General features: G+C 60.2%; 10 protein-coding genes. 8 read left to right on the top strand and 2 right to left on the bottom strand.

Annotated elements, in window-relative coordinates; all coding sequences use genetic code 11:
• Positions 1 to 299: 299 nt before the first annotated feature.
• The gene (gene gyrB, locus SPITH_RS11720) at positions 300 to 2207 is read left to right on the top strand and encodes a DNA topoisomerase (ATP-hydrolyzing) subunit B (protein ID WP_014625853.1); all 1908 of its coding nucleotides are present in this window, start codon (positions 300 to 302) and stop codon (positions 2205 to 2207) included.
• 48 nt (positions 2208 to 2255) lie between these two features.
• Positions 2256 to 4685, top strand: a complete 2430-nt coding sequence (gene gyrA, locus SPITH_RS11715; protein WP_014625852.1) for a DNA topoisomerase (ATP-hydrolyzing) subunit A — start codon at positions 2256 to 2258, stop codon at positions 4683 to 4685.
• A 76-nt stretch (positions 4686 to 4761) separates the two neighbouring features.
• Here gyrA and add read toward each other — a convergent pair whose 3' ends face one another.
• Both add and SPITH_RS11705 read right to left on the bottom strand, forming a co-directional pair.
• Complete coding sequence (add, locus tag SPITH_RS11710) at positions 4762 to 5775, bottom strand: adenosine deaminase (RefSeq protein ID WP_245523403.1); 1014 nt, start codon at positions 5773 to 5775, stop codon at positions 4762 to 4764.
• 103 nt (positions 5776 to 5878) lie between these two features.
• Positions 5879 to 6103 carry a NifU family protein gene (locus SPITH_RS11705; protein ID WP_014625850.1) on the bottom strand — a complete coding sequence of 75 codons (225 nt, stop codon included), beginning with the start codon at positions 6101 to 6103 and terminating at the stop codon, positions 5879 to 5881.
• A 99-nt stretch (positions 6104 to 6202) separates the two neighbouring features.
• Between SPITH_RS11705 and SPITH_RS11700 the strand changes: the two genes are divergently transcribed.
• From SPITH_RS11700 to SPITH_RS12880, 6 genes are all read left to right on the top strand, one after another.
• Positions 6203 to 6970 carry a ParA family protein gene (locus tag SPITH_RS11700; RefSeq protein WP_420480341.1) on the top strand — a complete coding sequence of 256 codons (768 nt, stop codon included), beginning with the start codon at positions 6203 to 6205 and terminating at the stop codon, positions 6968 to 6970.
• Complete coding sequence (locus SPITH_RS11695) at positions 6963 to 7826, top strand: ParB/RepB/Spo0J family partition protein (RefSeq protein WP_014625848.1); 864 nt, start codon at positions 6963 to 6965, stop codon at positions 7824 to 7826. Before SPITH_RS11700 ends, SPITH_RS11695 begins: the two co-directional genes overlap by 8 nt.
• A gap of 92 nt (positions 7827 to 7918) precedes the next feature.
• Positions 7919 to 8536: a hypothetical protein gene (locus SPITH_RS11690; RefSeq protein WP_014625847.1), complete on the top strand. Its 618-nt coding sequence runs from the start codon at positions 7919 to 7921 to the stop codon at positions 8534 to 8536.
• Complete coding sequence (locus SPITH_RS11685) at positions 8517 to 8831, top strand: transcriptional regulator (RefSeq protein WP_014625846.1); 315 nt, start codon at positions 8517 to 8519, stop codon at positions 8829 to 8831. Before SPITH_RS11690 ends, SPITH_RS11685 begins: the two co-directional genes overlap by 20 nt.
• Positions 8828 to 9580, top strand: a complete 753-nt coding sequence (locus SPITH_RS11680) for an outer membrane lipoprotein-sorting protein (RefSeq protein WP_014625845.1) — start codon at positions 8828 to 8830, stop codon at positions 9578 to 9580. Before SPITH_RS11685 ends, SPITH_RS11680 begins: the two co-directional genes overlap by 4 nt.
• Before the next feature lie 10 nt (positions 9581 to 9590).
• Complete coding sequence (locus tag SPITH_RS12880) at positions 9591 to 10619, top strand: hypothetical protein (RefSeq protein WP_014625844.1); 1029 nt, start codon at positions 9591 to 9593, stop codon at positions 10617 to 10619.
• Positions 10620 to 10634: the final 15 nt, after the last annotated feature.

Below are 10634 nucleotides of genomic sequence, written 5' to 3'. Positions count from 1 at the left end.
TAAAACAAACGTAAGTATACCACAAAAACGGTGCTTTGTAGAGATCCAAGACGAACGAAAAGGCATTGTTTTTCCTATTCCATTGTATAAAAAGTAAATATAAGAAACTCATGGAATTTCGAGCGCATGGTGAGCTGAATTCACACGAAGGGTGCGGGAAATTCGAAGAAAATCTTCTTTTTTTCCACATTTTTTCCACATTATTGTTATTGCTTTATCGGTCTATACTTGTAGACCTGTTGATATTGGACTCGGGAGCGCGTATACTGGGGCCATCTTCTTCTTACCAAGGATGCTCCATGAGTTATACCGCAGAACAGATACAGGTCCTCAGAGGACTCGAGCCGGTGCGAAAGAGGCCTGGGATGTATATCGGGTCCACCGGGGAAGAGGGGCTCCACCACCTCGTGTACGAGGTGGTGGACAACAGTATCGATGAAGCGCTCGCCGGTGTCTGCTCCAGGATAGAGGTGGTGATCGAGCCCGGGAACGTGGTCACGGTCACGGACGATGGTCGGGGTATTCCGGTGGATCTCCATCCCGAGGAAAAGGTGAGCGCCCTTGAGCTCGTGATGACCCGGCTCCATGCGGGGGGGAAGTTCGACAAGAAGACCTACAAGGTTTCCGGCGGGCTGCACGGAGTGGGTGTCTCGGTGGTGAACGCGCTTTCCGAGTGGTGCGAGGTGGAGGTACACAGGGACGGAAAGATCCATGTGCAGCGGTATCAGAGGGGGGTCCCCCTCGGGCCGGTGGAGGTGAGGGGTCGGACCGATCGTACGGGCACCACCACCCGATTCAAGCCCGACGCTGAGATCTTCGAGACCACTGAATTCAGTTTCGACATCCTCTCACAGCGGTTGCGTGAGCTTGCCTTCCTCAACAAGGGGATCGAGATCGTCATACGGGATCTCAGGACGAAGAGGGTGAAGGAACACGTCTTCAAGTATGAGGGCGGGTTGAGGGAATTCGTCGCCTACCTGAACAAGAACCGGACCTCGCTGCAGAAGGAACCGATCTACTTCGAGGGCGCGAGAGACCACGTGGAAATCGAGTGCGCCATCGAGTACAACGATTCGTACACCGAGACATTCTTCTCCTTCGTCAACAACATCAACACGAAGGAGGGGGGTACGCACGTGGTGGGTTTCAGGTCCGCCCTCACCAGGTGTCTCAATGACCTCTTCAAGCAGTCGAAGTTCGCAAAGAAGCTCGATGACACCCTCTCCGGTGACGATGTGAGAGAGGGGCTCACCGCGGTCCTCTCCATCAAGGTGCCCGAGCCGCAGTTCGAGGGACAGACCAAGACGAAGCTCGGCAATTCGGATGTGAAAGGGATCGTGGAATCGTTCGTGTACGAGCAGTTGCAGGCCCACTTCGCGAGGCACCCGAAGGATGGCGAGGCTATTCTGGAGAAGGTGGTGCAGGCCGCGAGGGCCAGGATCGCGGCGAGGAAGGCGAGGGAGCTTGCGAGACGGAAGAGCGTGCTGGAGAGCATGGATCTCCCGGGAAAGCTCGCCGACTGTATCGAGAAGGATCCCGCAAAGTGTGAGATCTTCATCGTCGAGGGCGATTCTGCCGGGGGGAGCGCGAAACAGGGGAGGGACAGGGAGTTCCAGGCCATCCTTCCCCTCTGGGGGAAGATGCTCAATGTGGAGAAGACGAGGATGGAGAAGGTCCTCACCAACGACAAGCTCTATCCCATCATCGCCTCTCTGGGGACCGGTATCGGGACCGAGTTCGACATCAGCAGACTCCGCTATCACAAGGTCATCATCATGGCCGATGCCGATGTGGACGGTTCCCATATCCGGACCCTCCTCCTCACATTCTTCTACCGGTACATGAAGGAACTCGTGGAGAGGGGGCATGTGTACATCGCCATGCCACCCCTCTACAAGGTATGGGTGAAGAACGAAGTTGAGTATGCGTATACCGACGAGGAGAGGGACAGGATATTGGAGAGATTTGCCAAGAAATACAAGAAGGACGAAATAAACGTACAGCGGTACAAGGGGCTGGGGGAGATGAATCCGGAGCAACTGTGGGAGACCACCATGAATCCTGCCACCCGGAACATCATACAGATCCGGGTGGAGGATGCGGTGGAGGCCGAGGAGGTCTTCACCACCCTGATGGGTGATCAGGTGGCTCCGAGGCGCAAGTTCATCGAGGAAAACGCCCTGTTCGTTACCAACCTCGATGTGTGAGATCCCCTGAAATCGGGATGAAGACTTTATCTTTACGAGGAGTGTTCCGTGGCTGATCTGAAAGGGAAGGTCGTTCCTGTTCCCATAGAAGAGGAGATCAAGGAATCCTATCTCAATTATGCGATGTCGGTCATCGTGAGCCGGGCTCTTCCCGACGTGAGGGACGGGCTCAAGCCGGTGCAGAGGCGCATCCTCTATGCGATGTACGAGATGGGACTCAGACACGACAGACCGTTCAAGAAGAGCGGTCGTATCGTTGGTGACGTGCTCGGTAAGTACCATCCTCATGGGGACCAGAGTATCTACGATGCCCTCGTGAGGCTTGCCCAAGAGTTCTCCATGAGGTACCCGATGGTCATCGGCCAAGGGAATTTCGGATCGATAGACGGCGATCCCCCTGCGGCGATGAGGTATACGGAGGCGAAGCTCCACAAGATCGCCGAGGAGATGCTCAGGGACATCAACAAGGAGACGGTGGACTTCGTTCCCAATTACGACGAGAGCCTGAAAGAGCCCGCCGTGCTCCCTGCGGCCGTGCCCTACCTGTTGATCAATGGAGCGAGCGGGATCGCCGTGGGGATGGCCACCAACATACCTCCCCACAACCTCGGCGAGGTGAGCAGGGCGATCGCCGCGGTGATAGACAACCCCGAGATCCCGCCCAAGGACCTCCTCCGCTACGTGAAGGGGCCCGATTTCCCCACGGGAGGCATCATCTTCGGGAAGAAGGGGATACGGAGTGCGTACCTCACGGGAAAGGGCGGGGTGGTGGTACGGGCCCGCCTTTCGCTCGAGACCCTCAGATCGGGGAGGGAAGCGATCGTGGTCACCGAGATCCCCTATGCGGTGAACAAGTCGAGTCTCCTCGAGCGCGTGGCTTCCCTGGTGAGGGACAAGAAGATAGAGGGGATATCGGAGATCCGGGACGAGTCCGACAGGAATGGGCTCAGGATCGTCTTCGAGCTCAAGAGAGGGGTGATCCCCAAAGTGGTGATCAACCGGCTCTTCTCCATGACCCCGCTCCAGACCACCTTTCACGTGAATGCCCTGGCCCTCGTGGGAGGAAAACCGCAGACCCTCACCTTGAAGGAGATCATCCAGCATTTCATCTCCCACAGGAAGGAGGTGGTGACCAGGAGGGCGCAGTACGATCTCCGGAAGGCGGAGGAACGGGCTCATATCCTGGAGGGGCTCAAGATCGCACTCGACAATATCGACGAGGTGATCGCGATCATCAAGAAATCGCGAACGGTGGACAGCGCCCGGAACAATCTCATGCGTCGATTCGGGCTTTCCGAGCGTCAGGCACAGGCGATCCTCGATATGCGGCTTCAGAAGCTCACGAGCCTCGAGACGAGAAAGATCATTGAAGAGCTGGAGGCCACGCTCAAGCTCATAGAAGAGCTCAAGGAGCTCCTCGGGAGCGAGAGGAAGATACTGGAGGTGGTGAAGAATGAGACGCTCGAGCTCGCGAAAGGATACGGCGACGAGCGGCGGACCGAGATCGTGGCGGAGGAGGCGGAGGATCTCGATATCGAAGACCTCATCCAGAAGGAGGACATGGTGGTCCTCGTCTCCCGTGATGGTTTGATCAAAAGGATGCCGGTGAGTGCCTACAGGCGTCAGGGGAGGGGGGGCAAAGGGCTCATGGGTGGAAAGCTGAGTGGGGACGACGTGGTGTCCCACCTCTTCGTGGCCTCCACGCATGATTACATCCTGTTTCTCTCCAATGAAGGCAAGGCCTACTATCTCAAGGTGCATGAGATTCCCGAAGGGTCGAGGGTCTCGCAGGGGAAGAGCATCAGGAGTCTCGTCCAGTTGTCGCCTGATGAGCAGGTGAGTGCGGTGGTCTCGGTGGAGACCTTCGAGGAGGAGCGTGAGGTATTCATGATCACCGCGAAGGGGCTCGCCAAGAGGCTTCCGGTGCCGGCCCTCTCGAACGCACGGACGCGGGGGGTGATCGCGATAGGGCTCGAGAAGGGGGATTATCTGGTAGACGCCTTTCTCACGGAAGGAAAGGGGGAGGTGATGATCGTGACCAGGAGGGGGCACGGGTTGCGTTGCAAGGAGGAGGAGTTCAGGAGCATGGGGAGGGCGGCAAGGGGTGTGACGGCCGTGAAGCTGGAACCCGGGGACGAGGTGTGCGGGGCGGTCCCGGTGGAAGAGGGGAAGGATCTCCTCCTCGTGACGTCCGGAGGATACGGGAAACGGGTGGGGTTTTCCCAGTTCACGGCGCACGGGAGGGGTACGAAGGGACAGATCGTCTATAAGGTGTCGGCTCGGACCGGAGAACTCGCGGCGGTGCTGTCGGTCGAGGCCAAGGATGATGTGATGATCGTGACGGCTCAGGGAAACATCATCAAGCTCGCGGTGAAGGATATCTCCGTGCTCGGGAGACAGGCGGCGGGCGTGAAGGTGGTGAATCTCGAGAAACCGGACTATGTGGTCTCTGTGGACAGGGTGGCAAGGGAGAAATGATCCGCCGGGAGCGGTGGGAAACGGGGGACTGTTTCACGTGAAACAGTCCCCCTTGTTTTTGGTCTGGTGAAGAGTCTTACTGTGTGGGATGGGAGAGGAAAAACGCTTCAAGGGCTTTTTCGTATTCGACCAGCAGGGCCTTTTTCTCCGTCTCCGGGAGGAAGGATGATCGGAGGGCGCATCGGTTGATCTCCGAGAAGTCATTGAAATCGAGACCGAATGCGGCTGCCGCCTTCATGTAATCGTCGGTGAGATCGGTGTCCTGGATGAAGGGATCGTCGGAGTTCAGGGTGACGGGAACCCCTCTTTTGTAGAGTCTTCCGAAGGGGTGGGTCCCGGGATCCGTCCAGGCGCCGGTCTGGTAGTTGGATGTGATGCATTGCTCGAGGGCGATGAAGTGTTCCTTCAGATAGTCCTGGAGCGATTCGTCGTGGATCGCGGAGGTGCCGTGTCCGATCCTGTCCGCACCGAGCGTCTTGATCGCCTTCCAGATCTCCTCCGGAGGTGTCACCTCTCCCGCATGGATGGTGCTCTTGTAGCGGCCGTCCTTCTTGATGCGCCGAAAGAAGTCCGTGAAGAGTTCGGGTCCGTAGTGAAGCTCGTCACCTGCGAGGTCTATGCCCACGATCTCCGGGATGTCGAGCTCCCGGATCTTCTCGTAGAGTTCGAGCATCTGGTATTGGTCCTGTTTGTTTCGATTGAAGGTGATGAGGTAACGGATGTGGAATCCGGCCTCTTTGGCCGCGGTGTTGCCCGCCTCTATGACGAGTCTGGTCACCTCCTGCCGATCGAAGTCGTTGTTGAGGGCGAAGTGTTCGGGGGAGAATCGAAGTTCGATGTAGAATATGCCGTCCCGGGCGATTTCCTTCACCGAGTGATAGGTGATCTCCTCGACGTCCTCCAGTGACCTGTACCAGTCGGTCCGGAACTTGGAGAGGAAGGTGAGGAAGTCGGGTTCGGAATCCCTGGGGAACTGGGCGGCCTTCTTGAATTCCTCGTAATCCGAGGGGACCTCGAGGCCGTTTCTCAGGGCGATGGCGTGAAGGGCCTTCCCTGAGAAGGTTCCCTCCAGGTGTCGATGGAGTTCCACTTTTGGAAAGGCTGCAAACACTGGCTTCGGAAGATGTGACATGTCCATGGCAGGCCCTTTCTTCTGGTTCTTGTATCGGCAGGGCGGGGTATAAGGTATAGGTTTACACCGCTTCCACCGAGGAGATTTCGGGGAGTTTTCTCTTGAGATACGCTTCCACCCCCTGTTTGAGGGTGATCTGGGACATGGGGCAGCCGTGACATGCTCCGGTGAGGCGGACTTTCACCACCCCCTGCTCCGTCACCTCCAGGAGCTGGATGTCCCCGCCGTCGGCCTTGAGTGCCGGTCGGATCTCGTTGATCACCTTTTCGACGTCCGTTTTGGTCATCTCGTCGTGTCCTCCGTGGCATGTGTCGTTATATACAAATGTAGCGAGTCCGGACGGACCTATCAAGGTGAGGGGGCGACTCTTTCATTTTCTCTTTCTCTGGGATATACTTTCCGCATGGTGGTGGTGTTCGCGAACCAGAAGGGTGGAGTGGGAAAGACCACAACGGCGGTGAACCTCGGAGCCTATCTCGCCGAGATGGGAAAGCGGGTGCTCCTCGTGGACTTCGATCCCCAGGCGAATCTCTCGAGCAGTGTGGGGGCCCGGGGAAAGCTCCCCACCATCTACGAGGTGTTGAGGGGAGATGCGGAGATCTCCCGGGCGATCCATGCGACGCCGGTGGATCGTCTCGAGGTGATCCCCTCCACCATCCACCTCACCGGAGCGAATGTGGAACTGGTCGATGTGGAGGGGAGGGAGTTCCTGTTGAAGAAAGCCCTTTCCGAGGTGAAGGCTTCGTATGACTATGTGTTCATCGACTCTCCTCCCTCTCTGGGGGTGCTCACCGTGAACGGGCTCGTGGCGGCGGAGACGGTCTACATTCCGCTCCAGTGCGAGTACTTCGCCCTCGAGGGGCTCTCTCTCCTCCTCTCCACGGTGGATCGGGTGAGACAGCGCTTCAATCCCTCTCTCACGATAGGGGGTATCATCTTCACCATGTTCGATTCGCGTACCAGGCTCGCACATGAGGTGGTGGAGAATGTGGTGGGCCATTTCGGCCGCAAGGTGTTCAGGACGATCATTCCGCGCAACGTGCGTCTGTCCGAGGCGCCCTCGCATGGGCTTCCCATAAATCTCTATGATCCGGGGAGCATCGGGGCGAAGAGCTACAAGAAACTCGCAGAGGAGGTGCTGTCCCGTGGCTAAGCGAGGACTGGGCAAGGGGATCGACGCCTTGTTGGGGGGAGGGCTCGATTTTTCCGAAGAGGAGGGTTCGCTCCGGGAGGTGGAGGTGGAGCGTCTGGTCCCTCAGGAGGGACAGCCGCGGAAGCACTTCGACGAGGCGGCGCTCGAGGATCTGGCGAGGTCGATCAAAGAAAAGGGGGTGCTCCAGCCGCTCCTCGTGGAGGAGCTTCCCGGGGGGAAGTTCAGGATCGTGGCAGGGGAGCGGCGATACAGGGCGGCGAAGCTCGCAGGGCGTACGACCGTACCGGTGATCGTCCGTTCCTTCACTGAGCAGGAGCGTCTGGAGATCGCCCTCATAGAGAACATCCAGCGGGAGGATCTGACCCCCATCGAGGAGGCACAAGCCTACCGTGCCCTCATGGAGCACGCAGGCCTCACGCAGGAGCAACTCGCAGAGCGGTTGGGAAAGAGCAGGCCCGTGATCGCCAATGCCCTCAGGTTGCTCCAGCTTCCCGAGGAGATGCAGCGGGCGCTCGACGAGCGGACGATCACGCCCGGGCATGCGAGGGCCATCCTCTCCGTGCCGGATGATGAGGGCCGAAGGCGCTTGTTCTCCCAGATCGTGAAGGAGGGGCTCTCGGTGCGTGAGGCGGAGCGTCGGGCTGCGAGGGTTGCGGGGGATGCCGCGGGTCGGAAGACGCCGGCGGATGAGCGCGCGAGGGATCCCTTTCTCAGGGATTTGGAGGATCGGTGTATCGAGCGCTTGGGGACCAAGGTGCGGATCAAGGGTTCGCTCGAGCGGGGGGTGGTGGAGATCGCCTATTTCTCCAAGGACGACCTGGAACGGCTGATCGAGGTGCTCCTCGGCGGGGAGTGAGGACGGTTCTGTCTGAGGGGTGTTGACAGGAGGGGTTTTGTGGCGTATACTTTGTATTGCAAAGTCGTTTTGTGATGCAAAGTGGAGGCGGTATGGACAGGGAGCTCGAACAGTACCTCGAGGACATCAAGGAGATAAAGCGTATCCTCACGGAGCGGGAGGGGTATCCTCTGGTGGAGGCCTGGGCCTTCTTCTTGTGGGGTCTCCTCGTGTTTCTGGGGACGTTCCTCTCGTGGTGGGTGGGGCGTCTCGGCTGGTCGGAGCAGGAGTGTTTCCTGGGGGTGTGGCTTCCCCTCGTTGTGGTGGGTGCGGTGGGTGAGACGGTCTCCTGGGTTCGTCAGAGCAGACGCTTCGGCATGGTGCTCTTCTCTCCCCGGATGGTGCGCCTCATGCTCGCGGCGGTGGGGGTGATGGTGGTGTGCGGGGCCCTCGTCTATGCCCTCCTCGATACGGGAAGGGATGTGCCGGGGCTTTACGTGATGGTGGGGTCGCTCCCACTCCTGTTCTATGGGCTCATGAGCTATCCGGAGCTCTTCATTCCTGCGATGGGGTTGCTCTTCGTGGGTGTGTTCCTTTGGATAGGGGGGTGGTCCTCGTCGTGGCTCTACCTGGCGGGCGGTGTGATGGTGGGGCTTTTCTATGTGGGTTCGGGTGTGGCGTTCCGGTTCTGGGAGAGGAGGTTCGAGCAGGATGCTCTACACCCAGTTTGATCAGGTGTTCTTCGAGCGGACGAGGCTTTCTCTCATCACCATTCTCTACAGGGACGGGAGGGCTTCGTTCCTCGGTCTCAAGAGGGCCCTCGGGCTGACCGACGGCGCACTGTATTCTCATCTCGAGAAGCTCGTGACGGCGGGTTACGTGGGGAAGGAGAAGGAATTGGTGGGGGATGGGGTGCAGACCGTCTACTTTCTCACGGAAAAAGGAAGGCGGGAGTTCCAACGGTACCTCTCGTTCGTTGAGGAGGTTCTCTCGCAGAGATCTACTTTGGATGGAGGTGATCGATGAGACGAATGATGGTACTGCTCTGGTTCGTGGGGGTGGCGGTGCTGGCTGCACAGGAGAGGGGAGCGGACGAGCTCCTCAGGGAGATGGAGCGAGTGATCGCCCCCTCGGAGTACCATGCGGTCTTCTCGCTCGAGACCGACTATCCGGACAGAAGGGATCCGGCGCCCATGGTCTTCGAGGCGTGGTACAAGGAGGGGGTGGGGACGCTGATGGAGATCATGGAGCCTGCCCGGTCGAAGGGGCTCCGCTTCCTCCAGAAGGAGGGGGCGTTGTGGATGTTCAATCCACACGCGGGGTCGCGGCGACCGGTGCGGCTCTCTGCTACGGCCTCGTTCCAGGGGAGCCTCTTCTCCAATCACGATGTGAGCGATCCTCAGTACTCGGACGACTATACTGCCGTGCTCTCGGGGACGGAACGGGTGGAGCATCCCGAGCTGGGGATCGTGGAGGCGTATGTGGTGGATGCGAAGGCGGCGCACAGAGGTGCCCCCTACGGGAGGCTACGGGTCTGGATCGTGAAGGAGGGGTCCATCCCCTGGAAGATGGAGTTCTACTCCAAGTCGGGGTTTCTGCTTAAGGTGTTGTGGTTCTCGGGGCTCAAGGATGTGGCGGGGAGGGTGCGGCCGACGCTGTGGCGCGTGGAGTCCCTGGAGCAGGAGGGGGCCTACTCGGTGGTGGAGGTGCGCACCATGGAGGCGGTGGAGGGGCTTCCGGACGAGCGGTTTTCGCTCGCTGCACTCACGAGATAGGAGGTGCGGTATGAGACGATGGGTGGTGCTGTGGTCCCTGGCCGGGGGGCTCCTCTGGGGACAGGTGGTCTCCGGTTCGTTCGAGGGGGTGTTCGGGTATGTGCGGGTGCGGGAGTGGGCGGAGGACTGGATGGGTGAAGAGTGGTTGGAGAAGGGGATGGAGGGGAGGGTGAGGGTGGAGCTTGGGGATGAGGGGGGAAGGGGGGTGGTGCTGGTGGGTGTGGAGGGGGAGGCGGATGATGAGGGGGTGTGGGACGGGGGGGTGCTGCTCTACGAGGGGTATGTGGAGCAGGGGGTGGGGGAGTGGGGTGCGGTCCGCGTGGGGAGGCAGGTGGTTCCGCTCGGGGTGTGCTACGGGGTGCATCCCGTGGATGGGCTCCACCGGTGGCGGGGTGAGGATGCGGTGGGGGTGGATGGGGTGGGGACGCGGTGGGCGGTGGGGGACAGGGTGTGGGGGTCGGGGTTCGTGGGGGTGAGGGAGGGGGATGGAGTGGGGGGACGGCTCGTGTGGGCGGGGATGGTGGATGGGTGGGTGGGGGATGCGGCGGAGGTGGGGGTGAGTGTGGTGTGGAGGGAGGATGAGGTGGAGCGGCCGGGGGGATGGGTGAGTGTGGGGATCGGCGAGGTGGTGGGGGCGGCGGAAGTGGCGTGGGAGGGGGTGGAGGGTGCGTGGCTGGGGGCGGGGTCGGTGGAGTGGGTGAGGGGGGAGGAGTGGGGGACGGTGAGCGTGGTGGGTGAGGGGGTGTGGCAGGAGGAGGGAGTGCTGGGGGAGTACGGGGAGGGGTGGAGCGTGCAGGGGGAGGTGGGGATGGAGGTGGAGGAGTGGGGGTGGGTGAAGGGAGGGGCGGTGTGGGCGGCCGGTGATGGGAGCGGGATGGGGTGGGTGGAGGTGGGGGTGAGGCCCGGGGCGCGAGGGCGGGTGTCGGGTGGGGTGGAGGACTGGGTACGGGTGGGATGGGTGTGGGGAGGAGAGGACTCGTGGTACGGGAGACACCCCGAGGCGTTGCGTCTCGAGTGCGGGATGCGTATCCACTTCTAGATGCAGGAGGTTTCC

The sequence above is a fragment of the Spirochaeta thermophila DSM 6578 genome, from assembly GCF_000184345.1.
GTDB classification, from domain to species: domain Bacteria; phylum Spirochaetota; class Spirochaetia; order Winmispirales; family Winmispiraceae; genus Winmispira; species Winmispira thermophila.
This window is presented reverse-complemented; position numbering and strand designations above follow the sequence as displayed.

What these genes read in the sequence shown, in the direction of transcription:
- gyrB (WP_014625853.1), top strand. Translation starts at nt 300, where the DNA reads ATGAGTTATACCGCAGAACAGATACAGGTCCTCAGAGGACTCGAGCCG.
- SPITH_RS11705 (WP_014625850.1), bottom strand. Translation starts at nt 6,103, where the DNA reads ATGACCAAAACGGACGTCGAAAAGGTGATCAACGAGATCCGACCGGCA.
- SPITH_RS11690 (WP_014625847.1), top strand. Translation starts at nt 7,919, where the DNA reads ATGGACAGGGAGCTCGAACAGTACCTCGAGGACATCAAGGAGATAAAG.
- SPITH_RS11685 (WP_014625846.1), top strand. Translation starts at nt 8,517, where the DNA reads ATGCTCTACACCCAGTTTGATCAGGTGTTCTTCGAGCGGACGAGGCTT.
- SPITH_RS11680 (WP_014625845.1), top strand. Translation starts at nt 8,828, where the DNA reads ATGAGACGAATGATGGTACTGCTCTGGTTCGTGGGGGTGGCGGTGCTG.
- SPITH_RS12880 (WP_014625844.1), top strand. Translation starts at nt 9,591, where the DNA reads ATGAGACGATGGGTGGTGCTGTGGTCCCTGGCCGGGGGGCTCCTCTGG.